Origin of the sequence: Pseudomonas sp. GL-B-26 (genome assembly GCF_019947405.1) — a bacterium.
GTDB lineage: Bacteria > Pseudomonadota > Gammaproteobacteria > Pseudomonadales > Pseudomonadaceae > Aquipseudomonas.
This window is the reverse complement of record NZ_JAGYGJ010000004.1, coordinates 46,820-66,001: the sequence shown is the minus strand read 5'-3', so window position 1 is coordinate 66,001 and position 19,182 is coordinate 46,820. Positions and strand designations below refer to the sequence as shown.

Sequence of the window (19,182 nt, the reverse complement as noted above, 5' to 3'; positions counted from 1 at the left end):
AAACGACAGAGACAAGGACTATCGACCATGGATGTAAAGCAGCGTGAAGTGCGGCCCTTTATCGTCTCGGGCCTGCAAGTGCGCACCTGTAATGCCGCAGAGCAGCAACCAGACACTGCGCGCATCGGCCCGATGTGGGAACAATTTTTCGTTGAGGACATCTTCGACAAGATCCCCCACAAACAGCCGGATTCCTTCATGTACGGCGTCTACTCCAACTACGAGTCCGACGCTTCGGGCCACTTCGATGTGACCGCGGGGGTGGCGGTCACCGCGCCCTCCGAGGACTTTCCGCAGATTCAGGTGGAGGGAGGCGATTACCTGGTGTTCAGCGCCAAAGGGGCGATGCCGGACAGCGTCATTCAGACTTGGGGCCTGATCTGGGCCTACTTTAAGGACAACCCGCAGGTTTGCCGCACGTTCGCCACCGACTTCGAGGTCTATACCAGCCCGGATTCAGTGTCGGTCTATATCGGCATTCAGGACTCAGACGGGTTTTCGCGTTCAAGCAACTGACGCTTGCGTTCCACACCCCAGCGATAGCCCGAGAGGTTGCCGTCGCTGCGCACCACGCGGTGGCACGGAATCGCCACCGCCAGGTTGTTCGCGCCGCAGGCTTGAGCCACGGCGCGCATCGCTTTTGGCGCGCCGATTCGCTGAGCGATATCGGCGTAGCTGGCGGTGCAACCGACGGGAATCTCCCGCAGGGCTTGCCAGACCCGTTCTTGAAAAGCGGTGCCACGAACATCAAGCGGCAAGTCCAGGCCCAGGGCTGGCGCTTCGATAAAACCTACAACCTTGGCGATCAGTTGCTCGAACGTGTGATCGGCGCCAATCAGATTCGCACGTCGAAACTTGTCCTGCAGATCGCAGACCAGTTGGTGCGGGTCATCGCCCAACAGGATCGCGCAAACACCGCGCTCACTCTGCGCCACCAGAATCGCCCCAAGGGAGCACTGGCCGACGGCAAAACGAATGTCGTTGTTCTGACCGGCGGCGCGGTAATCACCGGGTTTCATGCCCAATAGTTGATCGGCGGCTTCATAGAAACGGCTGTTGGAGTTGAAGCCGGCGTCATACAGCGCGTCGGTCACCGAGTCTCCGTCCGTGAGACGCTCACGGACCCTGCGTGAACGATGAGCTGTGGCGTAACCCTTGGGCGTCAGACCGGTAACCGCTTTGAACACCCGATGGAAGTGAAAGCTACTCAGGCCCGCAGCAGAGGCCAGCTCGCTCAGGACAGGCAGACTCTCCGCGGTTTCGATCTGGCGGCAAGCGGCCGCCACCGTCGCAGCATGTTGCGCGGCGATGTCGCTTTGATCCTTCGCGGCCCGCTTGCTGGGGCGATAACCCGCCGCCTGGGCCTGCTCGGCCGTGTCGAAGAATTCGACGTTCTGCGGTTTCGGCAAGCGCGCCAAGCTGCTGGGGCGGCAGTAAATGCCGGTGGTTTTCACCGCATACACAAACTGTCCGTCTGCCCGGGGATCACGCGCGACGACGGCGGCCCAGCGAGGATCGTTCTCGGTGGCGATCTTTGTCGAATGGCTTGTCATGGCTTCATGTCCGTTGATCCGTTTCATGCAGATTAACCAGCCGACGGGGTCGCTGCACCCCGGGTCTTGCGGTCGAATTCGAAGGCTTCATCCGGCGGTACGAAAGGTGAAATTGATCCGTTGCTCGCCCAGTCGCGGGTGTTGGCCGTCCTTGATCGGCAAGACCCCGTGATAGCGCAAGCGATCCACGCCGCCCCAGACCACAATGTCGCCATGCAACAGCGGCACTCGTTGGCTTTTATCGCTACGCTCGAAGCCGCCGAACAGGAACATCGCCGGCAATCCCAGGGACACTGAAACAATGGGCGCTGCGTAGGAAACTTCGTCTTTGTCCTGGTGCAACGACATCTTGGCTCCGGGAACATAACGGTTGATCAGGCAGGAATCAGGCACGAAATCCGCAAACCCCGCTTCCCGCGCCGCCGCTTGTGCCAGTTCGAAAAACACCTCGGGCATTTTCGGCCAGGGTTGACCGGTCTGCGGATCATGGCGGGTATAGCGATAACCGCTGCGGTCGGTGGTCCAGCCCAGCACGCCGCAACTGCTCAAGGCGACCGACATGGTAAAGCCCCCGGGCGTGATCATCTGCCGAAACGGTGCCGCCGCCAAAACCGCGTCCAGGGCGGGCAGCAACTGATCCAGCCAGGGCAGGGCAAAACCTCTGAGGACGCAGGACTGTTCGCCGATACGATCGAGCCTGGGTTGCTGCTCGGGTTCCGCGTCGGCAAACAAGTCGAAGGTGATCGGGTTCATGGGGTCATAACGCATCGTGAAAGATGATTCCAAGGGTATGCCGTTTTCCACTGTGCAGGCGACTCACGCCGTGGCGCAGGGTGACTCGGTAATAGCCACGAACGCCTTTGACCGGTCGTTGGTTGACGGCAAAGATCAGCCCGTCACCTTTCTTCAGGCCGATGACCTGAGGGCGCGACTGCATCCGTGGGCGCTGTTCCGTCAGCACGAACTCGCCACCGGTGAAATCGTCGTCCGGCTCTGACAGCAGAATCGCCACTTGCAGCGGGAAGACGTGTTCGCCGTACAGGTCCTGATGCAAGCAGTTGTAGTCCTGCGGTCCATATTGCAGCAACAACGGCGTCGGGCGTTCCTGACCGGCGGCATGACAGCGTTCGAGGAACGCCTCATGGGTTTCCGGGAAACGTGTCGACAGGTCCATGTGCTCGTACCAGCGATTGGCTATCGGCACCAGTCTGGGGTAAAGCGCACTGCGCAAACGGGCGACGATATCCGGCAGCGGGTACCTGAAGTATTTGTACTCGCCACGACCAAAGCCGTGACGAGCCATGATCACTTGCGAGCGAAACGGTTCGGGACTGGCATACAGAGCGCTGATTTCATTGCACGCCTCGTGGCTTAAAAGCGACCTGATGATCGCGCAGCCATCCTGATCGAGTTGCTGTTCCAGCATGACCCAGTCCAGTCCATCGAGAGAACGCTCGCTCATCGCTGTGCCTCACGCTCCAGCAGCTGCCGTTTGCGCTCCAGCCCCCAACGGTAGCCGCCGAGGCTGCCATCCTGACGCAGCACCCGATGGCACGGCACGATCACAGCCAGCGGGTTCGCTCCGCAGGCATTGGCCACCGCCCGAAAAGCCGTGGGTTGCCCCAGTTGTCGCGCGATATCCAGATAGCTGGCCGTTTCACCCACCGGTATTTGCCGCAGGGCATCCCAGACTCGCCGTTGAAACACGCTGCCCGTCAGATCCAGCGGCAAATCCAGGGTGGTGCGCGGGTCTTCGAGGTGGCGCAGGGTTTGCTCCAGCGCAGGAATCAAGCCCTCATCGCGCTGCGGTGCTTGTTGGCCGGGGAAGCGTTGCGAAAGATCGCGCTCCAGCGTTGCCAGGTCATCACCGATCAGCAGCGCACACAAACCCTCGGCGCTGAATGCGAGCAGCAAGACGCCAAGGCTGGAAGTGCCACTGATGAAGCGAATCGAGGAAGTAGACATGTTCTGACTCCTTAACCAAAGGTTGAGGTGGCCAGTCTAGGGAGAGGGGACTTCGTTAACACTCCGGCACTTGCGGTTGAATTCCAGAGGCAGGAGCAGACATCCATGTTGTCGCTCCAGATCCCGTTACAGCGCTTTGCTGACGCTTATTTCGCTGATGACGTCGTCGCTCGAACCATGAAGAGCGTCCAGCGCGGCCTTGGCTTCTTCTTCGGTGCCGTTTTCAAGCTGGGCAAATTCGAAGCGACGCTCACCATTGAGTTTGTATTTGATGACGTACTTGGTCGTTTGGGCCACGGTCATACCTGCTTGTCTTGGTGTTTGGGTGTCACTCAGCTCAGTTTCGTGCTGGAGCGGCGGATGATCTTGATGGTGTGAGTCAGGGTCGGTTTGCGAGTCACGCTGATCGGCCGGCGGTTGACCGTGTCGATGGTGATGTTCCAGAAGCCGGTGCTCGGTGCAGTAATTCGGGCCGGGAAAGTGTCGAATGCTCCACCATGGTAAGTGTGGCGGCCGCCATTCTTGAAGCTGCGGAAATTGGCGTCGTTCATCAAGCGGATATTGCATGTTTGGGAGCATTGAATGACGACGATGTCGTCTTCGTTGAGGTGCTCGCGCTGGTGGATAAATTTCATGAGGCGCCTCCAGAAGGGCTTTTTCTACAAAATCAAAACGATAGCATGTGCGATTGGCGCAGTTTATCAGCCCGAACGGGTTATTATCCGGTCGTCGAGGTCTGCTTTGACAATTAAAAACAGTTATACGGAATTCTATGAGCGATAAACGCAGCAAGCCTCGGAGAAAAACAGCATTTGTACTGTCGGAGTGTCTTTATCGGAGGTGTTGTATGAAGTGGGGTGTACTGGTCCTGCCTATGGCGATAGCGATGAGTGGTTGTGCGAGTGTCTCGGAGATCAATGAGTCGCTGCCGACCATGAGCGTGATTTCAGGCAAGAAGCCTCATGAGTACGCGCAATGCCTGACCGAAAAACTGGCCAGCAGCCGGGGAGCCCTGCAAGTCGAGCCGCACAAGGACGGTATGCGAGTCATCGTGCCGCAGAAGTTCTCCTCGGGGCCGGCCGCGGTATTTGATATCGAAGACCGCTCCACTGGCAGCAGCATCAAGTTGCATGAGCGTATCTCCAATGTGCCGTTGCGCCCCATGGATGTACGCGATGCCGCTACTGCATGCATTTCCGGCTGATAGACTGTCGCCCGTCAGCACCGATGCCGCCAAAGCAGCGCTTTGGCGGCATTGTCATTTCTGGAGTCGAGCATGAAGCGAGAGCAGGTACGGGAGCGCCATGCAGAGGGTCACATCTCTGCCACTCACGTGATTCAGAATCCGGCGAATCCGGGAGAATGGATCGTGTTTTTCAAGAAAAGCGCCGGGCGCAGTTACTTTCTGGTGGATGAAAACGATGAAGTCGAATCCTTCAGTAGCCTCGATGAATTGATCGAGACGGTGCGCGGCCTCGGGATCAAGTTCGCCGAAATTCACATGTAGGGCAGGGCGCCTTACTTGCAGACCACCACGACGTTGCGGTTCTTGTAGTTGCCGACGTCGACACCCAGGGTCTTGTCGCTTTCCTTGGTCGAAGGTGTTCCGTCGGTACCGACGATCCGATAGCCGGTGCCGGCGCAAGAGGCATCGGCTTTTTCGTAGCAGGTGGCCCAGGAATTAGCTTCCCCGGAGCAGTCGATCGCCAAGCCTTGCTCGCCGCTGTTCAGGTAGGTCGTTTCGGAAGTGGCGCAGCCGCTCAGGGCCAGTGCCGCGATCAGGGGCAAAAATTTATTCATGTCGTTGTCGTCGTCAGGATGAAGGGGCTGAGCCTGTGACAGCGCTGGCATCAAAAGGTTATAGCGAATGGCCACTTGGTTGCAGGCAATCACAAAAAAGCCCTGCGCGAGCAGGGCTTGGGTCGAGTCGGGTGCTTCTCAGGACTTGTCCTTGCCGCGACGCTTCGGGGCTGGGTGTTCGAGCTCCAATACGGATGCCACTTCAATCGCCTTCGCTTCGGTCGGGAAAGGACCGGCGATCTCCTCGCCGCCGCCGAAGTTGAATATCCACCACTGGCCGTCTTTCGCCTGATTGATCAGGAACCCGTTGACACTTTTTGCTTCCGACATCTATCTGCCTCGTTGACTGGTTCAATCGCGCAATGATAGCGCCAAATGCGCTCAATGGGTGCTGATGGTGTAGGATTCGAGGCCGTGCAGATCTGGTTGTCTGTGCTATCTATAAAGGCTGCGGAGCTATCTCGGGAACTATCCGCGAGAATATTTCTCTATGATGGCATCGGTTAGCCAGTGCGGGGCATTGTAAGGTGCGTGCCGCCTGATTAGACTGCGCCGAAACTCGTACACACAGCCCTATCAAGGACTTTTATGATCAAGAAATGCTTGTTCCCAGCAGCCGGTTACGGTACTCGCTTCCTGCCAGCGACTAAAGCCATGCCCAAAGAAATGCTGCCGGTGGTAAACAAGCCACTGATCCAGTACGGCGTCGAAGAAGCACTGGACGCTGGGTTGACCGAAATCTCCATCGTTACCGGTCGCGGCAAACGCGCTCTGGAAGACCACTTCGACATCAGCTACGAGCTGGAAAACCAGATCAAAGGCACCGACAAGGAAAAATACCTGGTCGGCATCCGTAAACTGTTGGACGAGTGCTCGTTCTCCTACACCCGTCAGACCGAAATGAAAGGCTTGGGCCACGCGATCCTGACTGGCCGCCCACTGATCGGTGACGAACCGTTCGCGGTAGTGCTGGCGGACGACTTGTGCGTCAACCTCGAAGGTGACGGCGTCCTGACCCAGATGGTCAAGCTGTACGAGCAGTATCGCTGCACCATCGTTGCGATCCAGGAAGTGGATCCGCAGGAAACCAACAAGTACGGCGTGATCGCCGGCGAGCTGATCGCTGATGATTTGTACCGCGTTCGCAACATGGTCGAAAAACCAGCCCCGGAAGACGCACCGTCGAACCTGGCGATCATCGGTCGTTACATCCTGACGCCGGATATTTTCGAGCTGATCAAACAAACCGAGCCAGGCAAAGGCGGCGAGATTCAAATCACCGACGCCCTGATGAAGCAGGCGAAAAACGGTTGCGTGATTGCCTACAAGTTCAAGGGCAAGCGTTTTGACTGCGGTGGCGCTGAAGGCTACATCGAGGCCACCAACTTCTGCTTCGAGAACTTCTACAAGACTGGCAAGGCTTACTGATAGCCTTTGACCCACTTGTATTGAAAAGCCACCTTCGGGTGGCTTTTTCATTTTCCGTCCCCATATCGTTTGCAGCGCTTGCCCAGCGGACGTCTGCGGGTATGCTTGTGGACTGCCGAGGAGATTGAAAATGGCCTACGATTTTGACCTTTATGTGATTGGCGCCGGTTCCGGCGGTGTGCGGGCTGCGCGTTTTGCTGCCGGTTTTGGCGCGAAAGTAGCGGTTGCCGAGAGCCGCTACCTGGGTGGCACTTGTGTGAACGTCGGCTGTGTGCCGAAGAAGTTGCTGGTCTACGGCGCACACTTCGCCGAAGACTTCGAGCAGTCTTCGGGTTTTGGCTGGGCGCCGGGCGAAGCGAAGTTCGATTGGGCGACGCTGATCGCCAACAAGGATCGCGAGATCAATCGCCTGAACGGCATCTATCGCAATCTACTGGTTAACAGTGGCGTGACCTTGCATGAAGGCCACGCCAAAATCGTTGATCCGCACCAGGTCGAGATCAATGGCGAGCGCTACACCGCCAAAAACATCCTGATTGCTACCGGTGGATGGCCGCAGATTCCGGAAATTCCGGGGCATGAGCACGCGATCAGTTCCAACCAGGCGTTCTTCCTCAAAGAACTGCCCAAGCGCGTTCTGGTGGTAGGCGGTGGTTACATCGCCGTTGAATTCGCCGGGATCTTCCACGGCCTGGGCGCCGACACCACGTTGCTGTATCGCGGTGAACTGTTCCTGCGCGGCTTCGACGGTGCGGTGCGCAAACACCTGCAAGAAGAGCTGACCAAGCGCGGCATGAACCTGCAATTCAACGCCGACATCGAGCGCATCGACAAGCAGGCCGATGGCAGCCTGAAGGTGACCCTAAAGGATGGTCGAGAGCTGGAGGCGGATTGTGTGTTCTACGCCACCGGTCGACGTCCGATGCTCGACAATCTCGGGCTGGAAAACACCGGGGTCAAACTCGACAAGAAAGGTTTCGTCGAGGTCGACGAGCAGTATCAGACGGCTGAACCGTCGATCCTGGCGCTTGGCGATGTGATCGGTCGGGTTCAGCTGACGCCGGTGGCGTTGGCGGAAGGTATGGCTGTTGCGCGTCGCTTGTTCAAGCCTGAGCAATACCGCCTGGTGGATTACAAGATGATCCCGACCGCAGTGTTCAGTTTGCCGAACATCGGCACAGTCGGTTTCACCGAGGAAGAGGCCCGGGAGGCTGGTCACGAGGTGGTGATCTTCGAAAGCCGCTTCCGGCCCATGAAGCTGACCCTGACCGAATGCCAGGAGCGCACCCTGATGAAACTGGTGGTGGACGCCAAGACCGACAAGGTTCTGGGCTGCCACATGGTCGGTCCGGAGGCTGGGGAAATTGTGCAGGGCTTGGCGATCGCCTTGAAGGCGGGTGCCACCAAGCGCGATTTCGATGAAACCATCGGCGTGCACCCAACTGCCGCCGAAGAGTTCGTCACCATGCGCACGCCGGTCGCGGGTTAATCGTCCTTTTCGGGCTTTGATGCGTCTGGCGCTGTCGCAATGACGGCCGCCAGGCGCACGCTCTCATCGAGGCTCGCCTGAGTCTTGAGCAACTCGATTTCCAGCGCTTTGTTTATCTGCGACTGTTCGTCGATGCTCTGTTTCAACGACTGACTTTCCAGCAGGGCAGCGCGCAAGCGTTCCTGGAGGAGGGTGCGTTCGCTGTCGATACGGTTCACCTGTTCCAGCAACTGATCCTGTCGAGCGTTGGTTTGCTTGAGTTGATCCTGCAGCAGGCTCAACTCTCTCAGGGTGCCACGGTTCTCCGTTAACAACCGCTCGTTGTCGCGGTGCAGTTGCGTGATCTCATCCTGGCGCACCAATGCGCTCTGCTGGGCCTGGCGCAATTCCATCTGAATCTGCTGCACCTGGCCTTCGTGGCGACGCTGTTCCTGCTCACGCTGTTCTTTGACGGCGTTGCGATAGTGTTCCAGGGCGTCGCGAGCATGCAGGTGTTTCTCTTCAAGGGAGCGGATCTGCTCATCCTTGTCTTGCAAGCGTAATTCGAAATCGGCCAATGCCTGGTTCAGTCCGGCGTTGCGGTTTTGTTCGGTCTGCAGCATGGCGCGGGTTTCTAGCAGGGCCTCGGACTCTTGGGTCAGTGCCAGGCTTTGAATCTCGTACTGCTGATGCAATTCGCCATTGGCTTGTTGAGCTTCTTTCAGCTGTATTTCCAGCTCTTTTCGCTGCTGATCGAACTGCGCGCGTGCCTGATCGATGGGCTCCTGAGCCTGCTCCTTGAGTCTTTGTGCCAGCCGCGAGACCAGTCCCGCCAACTCATCATCGATGGGTTCCGGCAGCGCTTCGGCGCGCTCGGCGCCGTCATCCAGCTCCTTCAAATAGCGATGAATCGTGGTTTTCGAGCCCGTGTTGCCCATCTCGATCCGTACCGCATCAATGCTTGGGTTTTCGCCGCGAGCCAAAATTGCCAAGCGTGCTGCCTGGACCACTGCTTTGTTTACACCGCCACGAGCCATGAGTTCTCCTACGATTTCGTACTGTGGTACATGCCACTTAAGTACACAATGTACCACGCTAACGGAAAAGTTAAAATACGATGGGTATTCATGCGGGATATACTGGTATTACCCCGTGTGATGAGCGCAACGGCGTGTTTTCACCCGCCAAAGCGGTACGTTTTAAAGAGTTGAGCCGATGACTGAGCTGGATCGTTACCTTCAAGCCGCCACCCGCGACAACACCCGTCGCAGCTACCGGGCGGCTATCGAGCATTTCGAAGTCAGTTGGGGCGGCTTCCTGCCGGCGACCAGCGACAGCGTCGCGCGTTACCTGGTCGCTCACGCAGGCGTGCTGTCAATCAATACCTTGAAGTTGCGTTTGTCAGCGCTGGCGCAATGGCACAACAGTCAGGGTTTTCCCGACCCCACCAAGGCGCCAGTGGTGCGCAAGGTCTTCAAGGGCATTCGCGCGCTACACCCGGCTCAAGAAAAACAGGCCGAGCCGTTACAGCTTCTGCATCTGGAGCAAGTGGTTGCCTGGTTGGAACAAGAAGCGCAAACCGCGAAATCTGAACACGATCAACCGGCTCTGTTGCGGGCCAGACGCGATAGGGCGCTGATTCTGTTGGGCTTCTGGCGCGGTTTTCGTAGCGATGAGTTGTGCCGGCTACAGATCGAGCACGTGCAAGTGGCTGCCGGCTCAGGCATCACGCTCTATTTACCGCGAACCAAGAGCGACCGCGAAAACCTCGGCAAGACTTACCAGACGCCGGCGTTGCAGCGCCTGTGCCCGGTGCAGGCCTACATCGACTGGATCACCGAAGCTGCGTTGGTTCGCGGGCCGGTATTCCGAGGCATCGACCGTTGGGGCCACCTGAGCGAGGAGGGGCTGCACGCCAACAGCGTGATCCCGTTACTGCGCCAGGCGCTGGAGCGTGCCGGCATTCCGGCCGAGCACTACACCAGTCACTCCTTGCGGCGCGGCTTTGCCACTTGGGCGCATCAGAGCGGTTGGGATTTGAAGTCGTTGATGAGTTACGTGGGCTGGAAGGATATGAAGTCCGCCATGCGCTATGTTGAAGCCAGCCCGTTTCTCGGGATGACACCGCTCGCGGAAAAAACCATTGGCGCTGCTAAGTAGGTTTTCTTCTATTAATACGTTCGGCTAATAGCGAAAACCAATGAGCAGCATGAGCTTTGCCAATGAGCCATCCGGCAATCGAGTGGGTAGGATTCACTCCATCAACTTCTCAACCAAACTTTTCAACCCTGACGGAGAGTCATCGATGCCTATCATCAACAGCCAAGTTAAACCGTTCAAAGCTGACGCCTTCAAAAATGGCGACTTCGTAAAAGTGTCGGACGCTGACCTGAAAGGCAAGTGGTCTGTCGTGTTCTTCTACCCTGCCGACTTCACCTTCGTTTGCCCGACCGAACTGGAAGACCTGGCTGACAACTACGACGCGTTCCAGAAGCTGGGCGTCGAGATCTACAGCGTTTCCACCGATACCCACTTTGCTCACGCTGCCTGGCACAACACTTCGCCAGCCATCGGCAAAATCCAGTACACCATGATCGGCGACCCGACTCACGCCATCTCCCGCAACTTCGACGTACTGATCGAAGAAGCCGGTCTGGCTGACCGTGGCACCTTCGTGATCAACCCAGAAGGCCAGATCAAAATCGTTGAACTGAACGACGGCGGTGTGGGTCGTGACGCTTCCGAGCTGCTGCGCAAAATCAAGGCTGCACAGTACGTCGCTGCTCACCCAGGCCAGGTTTGCCCAGCCAAGTGGAAAGAAGGCGAGGCCACTCTGGCTCCGTCCCTGGACCTGGTCGGCAAGATCTAAGTCTGTGGATCGCATCATCAGGGCGGGTTTCCGCACCTAAGTAAGCTGCAACCGCCCTCAAAAACGCCCGGGCGAAATTCGCTCGGGCGTTTTTTTATGTCGGCTCTTTATGTCACTGCAAAAAAAGGAAATCGCCCGTATGTTGGACGCCAATCTTAAAGCCCAGTTGAAATCGTACCTGGAACGGGTCACCCAGCCGATCGAGATCGTTGCCTCCCTCGACGACGGTGCGAAATCCCAGGAAATGCTCGCTCTTCTGAAAGACGTTGCCAGTCTTTCTACCCAAATTACCTTGCTCGACAACGGTGACGATGCACGTAAACCATCGTTCTCGATCAACCGCCCGGGTGCCGATATCAGCCTGCGTTTCGCCGGCATCCCGATGGGCCACGAATTCACATCCTTGGTGCTGGCCTTGCTGCAAGTCGGCGGCCACCCTTCGAAGGCCAGTGTTGAAGTGATCGAACAGATTCGTTCGCTCAAAGGCGAGTTCAGCTTCGAGACTTACTTCTCGCTGTCCTGCCAGAACTGCCCGGACGTAGTCCAGGCGTTGAACCTGATGGCTGTGCTTAACCCGAACATCCGCCACGTCGCCATCGACGGCGCGCTGTTCCAGGCTGAAGTCGATGACCGCCAGATCATGGCCGTGCCAAGCGTTTACCTGAACGGCGTGAACTTTGGCCAGGGTCGTATGGGCCTGGAAGAAATCCTCGCCAAGATCGACACCAGCGGTATCGAGCGTCAAGCCGAGAAGATCAGCGCAAAAGAAGCCTTTGACGTGCTGGTCGTCGGCGGTGGCCCGGCGGGTGCATCGGCCGCGATCTACGCTGCCCGTAAAGGCATTCGCACTGGCGTGGCGGCTGAACGTTTTGGTGGGCAGGTGCTCGACACCATGGCCATCGAAAACTTCATCTCCGTGCAGGAAACCGAAGGGCCGAAACTGGCCGTGGCGCTGGAAGAACACGTCAAGCAATACGACGTCGACATCATGAACCTGCAACGCGCCGACAAGTTGGTGCCGGGCAAGAGCGGCGAGTTGCACGAAGTCCACTTCGCCAGCGGCGCGACCTTGAAAGCCAAAACCGTGATCCTGGCGACCGGTGCACGGTGGCGTGAAATGAACGTCCCGGGCGAGCAGCAATACCGCAACAAAGGCGTGGCGTATTGCCCGCACTGCGACGGTCCGCTGTTCAAAGGCAAGCGCGTGGCGGTGATTGGCGGCGGTAACTCCGGCGTCGAAGCGGCCATCGATCTGGCGGGCATCGTGTCCCACGTAACACTGCTGGAGTTCGACGTGCAGCTGCGTGCCGATGCGGTCTTGCAGCGCAAGTTGCACAGCCTGCCGAACGTCACCGTGATCACCAGTGCGCAAACCACGGAAGTGTTGGGCGACGGCCAGAAGGTCAACGGCTTGCGTTACAAGGATCGTCAGTCGGACGAGTTGCGTACCGTCGAGCTGGAAGGGATTTTCGTGCAGATCGGCTTGCTGCCCAACACCGACTGGCTCAAAGGCACCATCGAGTTGTCGCCTCGCGGTGAGATCATCGTCGATGCCCGTGGTGAAACGTCGATGCCGGGCGTGTTCGCTGCCGGTGACGTGACCACCGTGCCGTACAAGCAGATCGTGATCGCGGTGGGCGAGGGCGCCAAAGCCTCCCTGAGCGCATTCGATCACCTGATCCGGACTTCGGCCCCGGCATAAAACCCGACGCTGAACACACAAAAACCCCATGAGTGATCATGGGGTTTTTTGTGGGATTTTTGATTTACATCGGTGCCGGCTGGATGATTTCAACCCAGTAAGCATCCGGGTCTTTGATGAACGCCAGGCTCTTCATGCGGCCGTCATTCAGGCGCTTCTGGAAATCGCAGCCCAGCGCTTCGAAGCGCTCGCACGCCGCGACGATATCCGGCACCGAGATGCAGATGTGGCCAAAACCGCGCGGGTCGGTGTTGCCGTTGTGGTAAGCGAAATCCGCGTCGTTCTCGGTGCCGTGGTTGTGGGTCAGCTCGAGAATGCCGGGGATCGACTTCATCCACTCGGTGCGCGCAGCAGCGTCGGCCGGGATCTGGTTTTTATCGACCAGCGCCAGGAAGTACAGGCTGAACTCGGCTTCCGGGAAGTCGCGCTTTTCAACCAGCGAGAAACCCAAAATGCGCGTGTAGAAATCCAGGGACTTGGTAATGTCCTTGACCCGCAGCATGGTGTGGTTGAAGACGAACTTCTGGGTGGCGGTGTCAGGTTGGGCGGTGACGCCTGGGAAGGTGTTCAATTCGTGCAGGCTCATGGGCCCTCCGGAAAATAGTGGGGCTAACGAATGGCGACAATGATACGCAAGGGCTCTGACATCACCAAACCCAAACAGTCGGCTATTGCCTGACAGACGGGTGAGGCTCAGACTTTACGGTTCAATCCGTGAGTGTTCATTGCAATGATTCGTTTCTGTAAATCGATGGTCGTCCTGATCTGCGTGCTTTCAGGTATTAACAGCGCTCACGCAGACGAGCCAGTCATGATCTGGCCCAACGGCTGGGAGGTCGAAGCCGTCCCGCAAGATGACGCCAACGCCCAGGTATCCCGCCAGCGCGCGGTGAAAAACGATCAGGGCGGCACGCCGGTTATGGTGATGGAGTTGACCATGACTCAGGTGGAAAGTGGTCATCAGGTGAATCTGCAAGGCGTGTTGCTGGAGATGCGCAAGTCGGTGCAGAAGGACTTCTTTCAAGGCGGTTATCAAAGTGTCTGCAACAAGATTCACCCGACGACGTTGAGCCGCTTATCAGCGCTGGAAACTACCTGCACGATCACGCAGAACGGAAGGCATGTGCTCTCTCAAACATTGGTTGCCGCCGTGGATGGCGATAAGGCCTATGTTCTTTCCTACGCGGGGCAGGCTGAGGTTTATAAGGCAAGTCAGGATGAAATAGACGCGGCCCGTAACAGCTTGAAACTTTAGTTAAAGATTTCAATGGCTGCCGATTTCAGCGCATTCTGAAATTTTTAGATACCCAAACGGATTAAGCACAAAGTTATTCGACAAGTAGCGAGTTGATCGACGCCAATCGTTGCATTTAGAAGGCGTCCATGAAAAAGCCCTGCATTGGCAGGGCTTTTTTTGGTCGCCGCGAGTGTTTAGCCGCGCAGCCAGGAATCAACGGTTGCTGCACCGTATTGTTCCTTCCAGGCTTTCAGGCCGCGGTGGTTGCCACCCTTGGTTTCAATCAGTTCACCGGTGTGCGGATTCTGATAAACCTTGACCACGCGAGCGCGGCGGGTTTTAGGCGTTGCCTGTTGCAGACCGGATTTTGCCGGGTTCGGATCGAGAATGGCGATGATGTCGCGCAGGCTCTTGCCGTAGGTTTTCATCAGCCCCTGGAGCTTTTCTTCGAATTCGATTTCTTTCTTGAGCCCGGCATCATTCTTCAGGGTTTCCAGCTGCTTGAGCTGCTCTTGAAGGGCCTTTTCAGCTGCACGAAATTCAGCGAGTCTGGACAATATCTTTACTCCAATAGTGTGTTTGGCTGATACCAACCGCAAACAAAGCTATAAGCCAAGAGCCTTGAAGCGACTCGGTGATAATGGCTCACCTGCCGATCTAGCGCAGGCATGAAAAATTGTAGTAGTTAATTGGCCAAGAGTAAATCCTGTCTTTTTCTTCATGTAACAACAGTAGTCTTTTGATTCAAATTGGGGCGCGATCTCCTTGTCTCGTCGCTGAGCGCCGCTAGTTAATGGTGACTTAATGCGTTAATGAAGACCGCGCCGGGCATTGGCCGGCCGAACAGATAACCTTGCAAGAAGTTCATGCCGTGGGCGGTCAGGTAATCATAGTTGGCTCTTGGCACGTGTGCCGCTCAACGGTAATTCAGACGCTCGGCCAGTTTGATAAAAGCCAGCGTCGCGGGTGATGACTGGCGCTGATCGAGCACCGCCAGGCCAACTTGGCGTGTGACACTTGGCGATAGCGGTTTTTTCACGTAGCGACTGTCGCGATCATCGGGCAATGAGCTTTCGGCGACGACCGTCAGCGCATCGCCTCGGCCAACGGTGTCCAGCGTACTCAGTAGTTGCGAGCAGCGATAACGGATGTTCGGTGTCAGCCGGGCGGCACTGAACAGCCGCGACACCAGTTCCGACGAACCGGCCTCGGTCAATACAAAGGGGTCGTTACACAAATCGCTCAGGGTCAGGCTGTCGCGACGGGCCAGCGGATGATCGACGGGCAGCAGCGCGACCATCTGGTCTTCGATCAGCGCAAAGGTGTCGAACCGCTCCTCCGGCAACACCACGAAGCCGATATCGATACGCCGCTCCTCCAGCCACTGGATCACCTGTCGGTCCGGGCCTTCATCTATATGGACCTCAATGCCCGGGTGAGCCGCTCGGTAGTGCTGCAAGATCAACGGCAGCAGTTTGATCGATGAGGTCGGGCCGAACGAGCCGATGCGCAACGTGCCGCGTTTCATTCCGCGAGCATCGGCCGCTTCCTGGCGCAACGTGTTGGCCAGGCCCAGCATCGCCCGGGCGCGCAGCAAAAGCTGTTGGCCGATGTCGCTGAGTTCGACCCGGGACTGATGCCGGCGCAGCAGCTCGACGCCCAATTCCTGTTCCAGTGACTTGAGGGCGTGAGAGACCGCGGATTGGGAAATTCCCAAGCGATTGGCTGCCACGGTAAAACCGTGAAGCTCGGCGACCAGAGAAAATATCTCGAGTTGGGTAAGGGTCATGAGTGTTTACTCATTTTACGATGAGAATGTATTAGTCGAATGATACGTCATCTTCCCCGATTTCTCGTTCTGGAAACCTATGACGACCTATGAGCAGAGCCTGTCCAACCCATCGGATGTCCCGGTTTATTTGAAATTGGCGGCCGTCACCATGATCTGGGGCGGCACCTTTGTCGCCGGACGGTTTCTGGCCGATAGCCTCAACCCCTTGTTTGCCGCCAGCCTGCGGTTCTTGCTGGCCAGCGTTGCGTTGCTGGTGTTTCTGCTGTTGGCCCGCGTGCCTCTCGCAAGGCCCAGCCCCCGGCAATGGCTGCAATTGGCGCTACTGGGTTTTTTCGGGATCTTTTTCTACAACCTGTGCTTCTTTTATGGGCTGCACTACATCAATGCATCACGGGCTTCATTGATCGTGGCGTTGAACCCGGCCGTGATCGGGCTGGCGTCATGGCTGTTGTTCAAGGAGCGCTTGAGTCGAGCGAAAGTCGTCGGAATCGCGATCTGCATTGCCGGGGCGAGCCTGGTGATCGTCAGTCGAAATCCGCAGTTGTTGGCCGGCAACGCCGACGCGTGGATCGGCGATCTGTTGATCTTCGGCTGCGTGCTTGGCTGGGGCGTTTATTCGCTGTTCTCCAAAGACCTGAATCAAACCCTGGGGCCGGTGCAAACGGTGACGTACTCGATTCTGTTGGGCACGCTGATGCTGTGGGTGACCAGTGCTGTTCGCGGTGAGTTGAGTGTTGCTGCACTCGCCAGCCTCGGACCAACGCAATGGTTGAGCCTGATGTACCTGGGCGTGTTGGGTTCGGCGCTGGCCTATATCGGCTATTACGACGGCATTCGCAAAATCGGCGCGACGCGTTCGGGCGTGTTTATCGCCCTGAACCCGCTGACCGCGGTGATCCTTGGTGCGCTGCTGTTGGGCGAGCAGTTGACCCTGGCGATGTGCCTGGGAGGAGGGCTGATCCTCACGGGGATTTTCCTGTGCAACAAACCCCTTGCGCGAGCAGGGAAAAAGGGGATTTGATACAGAAGGCGGACAAACCGATTTACGCTGTGTAGAATCGGGTTACGCATATAAGAATAATCGTCTTCTGGCAGCAGAAGCCTCGCCCGCAAGAGCCTTGGGTCGACAATGAAGAGTTTTGGGTTTCAATTGATCTACGGTGACTTCCTCGCCCGCAGCGTGCGGGGCATCTCCTGCGCGCCACCCGCCGGTCTCAGCATTGCTAGCAACTAACGATCCGTTAATTGACAAGAAAATGATGAGGCGCCAACCATGGCAGATTTATACGAAAACCCAATGGGCCTGATGGGCTTTGAATTCATCGAATTCGCATCGCCAACCCCGAACACCCTGGAGCCGATCTTCGAGATCATGGGCTTCACCAAGGTCGCGACCCACCGTTCCAAAGACGTGCACCTGTATCGTCAGGGCCAGATCAACCTGATCCTCAACAACGAACCGCACAGCGTCGCTTCGTACTTCGCGGCCGAGCACGGTCCGTCGGTGTGCGGCATGGCGTTCCGCGTCAAGAATGCCCAGCAGGCGTTTGCCCGTGCTTTGGAACTGGGCGCCCAGCCGATTCACATCGAAACCGGCCCGATGGAACTGAACCTGCCAGCGATCAAAGGCATCGGCGGCGCGCCGCTGTACCTGATCGACCGTTTCGGCGAAGGCAGTTCGATCTACGACATCGACTTCGTGTTCATCGAAGGCGTTGACCGCAATCCGGTCGGGGCCGGCCTGAAGATCATCGACCACCTGACCCACAACGTGTATCGCGGTCGCATGGCCTACTGGGCCAACTTCTACGAGAAGCTGTTCAACTTCCGCGAGATCCGTTACTTCGACATCAAGGGCGAGTACACCGGCCTGACCTCCAAGGCCATGACTGCACCGGACGGCATGATCAAAATCCCGCTGAACGAAGAATCGTCCAAGGGCGCCGGGCAGATCGAAGAGTTCCTGATGCAGTTCAACGGCGAGGGCATCCAGCACGTTGCCTTCCTGACCGATGACCTGATCAAGACCTGGGATCACCTGAAAAGCATCGGCATGCGCTTCATGACCGCGCCGCCGGAAACCTATTACGAAATGCTCGAAGGTCGTTTGCCGAACCACGGTGAGCCGGTTGATCAACTGCAATCGCGCGGCATTCTGCTGGACGGTTCGTCCGAGTCAGGCGACAAGCGTCTGCTGTTGCAGATCTTCTCGGAAACCCTGATGGGCCCGGTGTTCTTCGAGTTCATCCAGCGTAAAGGCGACGATGGTTTCGGCGAAGGTAACTTCAAGGCGTTGTTCGAATCCATCGAGCGCGACCAGGTTCGTCGTGGTGTGCTCTCCACCGACTAAGCCGTTTCAGATGTAAAAAAGCCCGGTCAGCAGCAATGCTGGCCGGGCTTTTTCGTTCCGGTCCTACATCGATTTTCGTTGATGCCGGACCAGGTGTTTGAACCCTTCAAACACCAGCACCACCACCGCCAACCAAATCGGGATGTAGGTCAGCCACTCGCCTGGCTTGATGCTTTCCCCCAGCAGCAACGCGACGCCGAGCAACAACACCGGCTCGACGTAACTCAACAACCCGAACAGGCTGAACGGCAGCAGTCGGCTGGCGATGATGTAAACCACCAGCGCCGAAGCACTGATCACCCCGAGCAACGGGATCAGCAGCGACAGCCACGGGTGTTGATCGAACACGGCGAAACCCTGATCACCGCCCTGAACGAACCAGAACGCCACGGGCAACATCAAGGCCATGTCCATCCACAAACCGCCGAGGTTGTCGGTCGCCAGTCGTTTGCGCAGGATGAAGTAGAGCGGATAACCGATGACGACCAGCAAGGTCGCCCAGGAAAAACCGCCGACCTGATACAGCTCGTTGAGCACGCCGAGGGAAGCAAAAAACACGGCAACCTTTTGCAGGTAAGACAGCCGCTCGCCATAGGCGAACCGCCCGGTCAGCACCATGGACAGCGGCAACAGGAAGTAGCCCAGGGACACGTCGAGGCTATAGCCGTTGAGCGGTGCCCACATGAATAACCAGAGTTGCAGGCCAAGCAGCGTCGCGGAAAGGATCAGGGCTGCGAGCAATTTTGGTTGGCCCACCAGCCGCCGGAAAAGGGCGACCACGCGTTTCCATTCACCGGAGACCACCATGAACACGGTCATGCATGGCAGGGTCAGCAGCATTCGCCAACCGAAGATTTCCACGCCGCTCAAAGGTGTGAGCAACGAAGTGTAGTAATACATGACGGCAAACAGCACCGAGGCTGAAACCGATAGAGCGATACCTTTAGACAAACTGTCCTCGCGAAGTTGAACGTGAAACGGGTGCGGAGGATACGTGGTTCGGCCGCAGAATGTGTCG

General features: G+C 57.5%; 24 protein-coding genes. 11 read left to right on the top strand and 13 right to left on the bottom strand.

The window, feature by feature from the left end; genetic code table 11:
* Positions 1-27: 27 nt before the first annotated feature.
* Entirely contained in the window at positions 28-516 is a 489-nt protein-coding gene (locus KGB23_RS03865; protein WP_223429938.1) for a GyrI-like domain-containing protein, read from the top strand.
* Here KGB23_RS03865 and ada read toward each other — a convergent pair.
* From ada to KGB23_RS03835, 6 genes are all read right to left on the bottom strand, one after another.
* Positions 480-1,553: a bifunctional DNA-binding transcriptional regulator/O6-methylguanine-DNA methyltransferase Ada gene (gene ada / locus KGB23_RS03860; RefSeq protein ID WP_223430092.1), complete on the bottom strand. Its 1,074-nt coding sequence runs from the start codon at positions 1,551-1,553 to the stop codon at positions 480-482. The two genes, KGB23_RS03865 and ada, sit on opposite strands and share 37 nt — an antisense overlap.
* Positions 1,554-1,640: 87 nt before the next feature.
* Entirely contained in the window at positions 1,641-2,321 is a 681-nt protein-coding gene (alkB, locus tag KGB23_RS03855) for a DNA oxidative demethylase AlkB (RefSeq protein ID WP_223429937.1), read from the bottom strand.
* Positions 2,311-3,015: a 2OG-Fe(II) oxygenase gene (locus KGB23_RS03850; protein WP_223429936.1), complete on the bottom strand. Its 705-nt coding sequence runs from the start codon at positions 3,013-3,015 to the stop codon at positions 2,311-2,313. Before KGB23_RS03850 ends, alkB begins: the two co-directional genes overlap by 11 nt.
* Positions 3,012-3,518, bottom strand: a complete 507-nt coding sequence (locus tag KGB23_RS03845) for a methylated-DNA--[protein]-cysteine S-methyltransferase (RefSeq protein ID WP_223429935.1) — start codon at positions 3,516-3,518, stop codon at positions 3,012-3,014. Before KGB23_RS03845 ends, KGB23_RS03850 begins: the two co-directional genes overlap by 4 nt.
* 126 nt (positions 3,519-3,644) lie before the next feature.
* A complete protein-coding gene (locus KGB23_RS03840; RefSeq protein WP_156400794.1) occupies positions 3,645-3,821 on the bottom strand; it encodes a hypothetical protein in 177 nt (58 codons plus the stop codon).
* A gap of 29 nt (positions 3,822-3,850) precedes the next feature.
* Complete coding sequence (locus KGB23_RS03835) at positions 3,851-4,153, bottom strand: DUF1883 domain-containing protein (protein ID WP_024164534.1); 303 nt, start codon at positions 4,151-4,153, stop codon at positions 3,851-3,853.
* Positions 4,154-4,365: 212 nt separating this feature from the next.
* Between KGB23_RS03835 and KGB23_RS03830 the strand changes: the two genes are divergently transcribed.
* Together KGB23_RS03830 and KGB23_RS03825 are read left to right on the top strand one after the other, a co-directional pair.
* A complete protein-coding gene (locus KGB23_RS03830; RefSeq protein WP_223429934.1) occupies positions 4,366-4,722 on the top strand; it encodes a hypothetical protein in 357 nt (118 codons plus the stop codon).
* 72 nt (positions 4,723-4,794) lie between these two features.
* On the top strand, positions 4,795-5,025 hold the full coding sequence (locus KGB23_RS03825) for a hypothetical protein (protein ID WP_008155098.1): 231 nt from the start codon (positions 4,795-4,797) through the stop codon (positions 5,023-5,025).
* Positions 5,026-5,036: 11 nt separating this feature from the next.
* Here the strand turns inward: KGB23_RS03825 and KGB23_RS03820 are convergent, their stop codons facing one another.
* Positions 5,037-5,318 (bottom strand): hypothetical protein, encoded by a 282-nt coding sequence (locus tag KGB23_RS03820; RefSeq protein WP_223429933.1) that lies wholly within the window; start codon positions 5,316-5,318, stop codon positions 5,037-5,039.
* Between the two features lie 138 nt (positions 5,319-5,456).
* Positions 5,457-5,648 (bottom strand): hypothetical protein, encoded by a 192-nt coding sequence (locus tag KGB23_RS03815; protein ID WP_223429932.1) that lies wholly within the window; start codon positions 5,646-5,648, stop codon positions 5,457-5,459.
* A gap of 258 nt (positions 5,649-5,906) precedes the next feature.
* Here KGB23_RS03815 and galU point away from each other — a divergent pair, with 258 nt between their 5' ends.
* Entirely contained in the window at positions 5,907-6,746 is an 840-nt protein-coding gene (gene galU / locus KGB23_RS03810) for a UTP--glucose-1-phosphate uridylyltransferase GalU (protein WP_008155104.1), read from the top strand.
* A 130-nt stretch (positions 6,747-6,876) separates the two neighbouring features.
* Positions 6,877-8,235, top strand: coding sequence for a glutathione-disulfide reductase (gorA, locus tag KGB23_RS03805; protein WP_223429931.1), 1,359 nt, complete (start codon positions 6,877-6,879; stop codon positions 8,233-8,235).
* On the opposite strand, the gene KGB23_RS03800 is transcribed toward gorA, so the two are convergent.
* A complete protein-coding gene (locus KGB23_RS03800) occupies positions 8,232-9,251 on the bottom strand; it encodes a DNA-binding protein (RefSeq protein WP_223429930.1) in 1,020 nt (339 codons plus the stop codon). The genes gorA and KGB23_RS03800 overlap by 4 nt on opposite strands.
* Before the next feature lie 178 nt (positions 9,252-9,429).
* Here KGB23_RS03800 and KGB23_RS03795 point away from each other — a divergent pair, with 178 nt between their 5' ends.
* The 3 genes from KGB23_RS03795 (at position 9,430) to ahpF (ending at position 12,785) form a co-directional block, all read left to right on the top strand.
* Positions 9,430-10,374, top strand: a complete 945-nt coding sequence (locus KGB23_RS03795; RefSeq protein ID WP_223429929.1) for a site-specific integrase — start codon at positions 9,430-9,432, stop codon at positions 10,372-10,374.
* A 145-nt stretch (positions 10,375-10,519) separates the two neighbouring features.
* Positions 10,520-11,083: an alkyl hydroperoxide reductase subunit C gene (gene ahpC / locus KGB23_RS03790; RefSeq protein WP_007975937.1), complete on the top strand. Its 564-nt coding sequence runs from the start codon at positions 10,520-10,522 to the stop codon at positions 11,081-11,083.
* Positions 11,084-11,222: 139 nt separating this feature from the next.
* Positions 11,223-12,785: an alkyl hydroperoxide reductase subunit F gene (ahpF, locus tag KGB23_RS03785; RefSeq protein ID WP_223429928.1), complete on the top strand. Its 1,563-nt coding sequence runs from the start codon at positions 11,223-11,225 to the stop codon at positions 12,783-12,785.
* A gap of 64 nt (positions 12,786-12,849) precedes the next feature.
* Here the strand turns inward: ahpF and gloA are convergent, their stop codons facing one another.
* Positions 12,850-13,371, bottom strand: a complete 522-nt coding sequence (gloA, locus tag KGB23_RS03780; protein WP_033055156.1) for a lactoylglutathione lyase — start codon at positions 13,369-13,371, stop codon at positions 12,850-12,852.
* Between the two features lie 144 nt (positions 13,372-13,515).
* On the opposite strand from gloA, the gene KGB23_RS03775 reads away from it, so the two are divergent.
* Positions 13,516-14,040, top strand: coding sequence for a DUF4946 domain-containing protein (locus KGB23_RS03775; protein WP_223429927.1), 525 nt, complete (start codon positions 13,516-13,518; stop codon positions 14,038-14,040).
* A gap of 176 nt (positions 14,041-14,216) precedes the next feature.
* On the opposite strand, the gene KGB23_RS03770 is transcribed toward KGB23_RS03775, so the two are convergent.
* Together KGB23_RS03770 and KGB23_RS03765 are read right to left on the bottom strand one after the other, a co-directional pair.
* Positions 14,217-14,579, bottom strand: a complete 363-nt coding sequence (locus KGB23_RS03770; RefSeq protein ID WP_008155126.1) for a histone-like nucleoid-structuring protein, MvaT/MvaU family — start codon at positions 14,577-14,579, stop codon at positions 14,217-14,219.
* Between the two features lie 359 nt (positions 14,580-14,938).
* Positions 14,939-15,811, bottom strand: a complete 873-nt coding sequence (locus KGB23_RS03765; protein WP_223429926.1) for a LysR family transcriptional regulator — start codon at positions 15,809-15,811, stop codon at positions 14,939-14,941.
* Between the two features lie 79 nt (positions 15,812-15,890).
* On the opposite strand from KGB23_RS03765, the gene KGB23_RS03760 reads away from it, so the two are divergent.
* Both KGB23_RS03760 and hppD read left to right on the top strand, forming a co-directional pair.
* Entirely contained in the window at positions 15,891-16,835 is a 945-nt protein-coding gene (locus KGB23_RS03760; RefSeq protein WP_223429925.1) for a DMT family transporter, read from the top strand.
* A gap of 252 nt (positions 16,836-17,087) precedes the next feature.
* Positions 17,088-18,164 carry a 4-hydroxyphenylpyruvate dioxygenase gene (gene hppD, locus KGB23_RS03755; protein ID WP_129444496.1) on the top strand — a complete coding sequence of 359 codons (1,077 nt, stop codon included), beginning with the start codon at positions 17,088-17,090 and terminating at the stop codon, positions 18,162-18,164.
* Positions 18,165-18,227: 63 nt separating this feature from the next.
* Here hppD and rarD read toward each other — a convergent pair whose 3' ends face one another.
* The gene (rarD, locus tag KGB23_RS03750) at positions 18,228-19,115 is read right to left on the bottom strand and encodes an EamA family transporter RarD (protein ID WP_223429924.1); all 888 of its coding nucleotides are present in this window, start codon (positions 19,113-19,115) and stop codon (positions 18,228-18,230) included.
* Positions 19,116-19,182 lie beyond the last annotated feature (67 nt).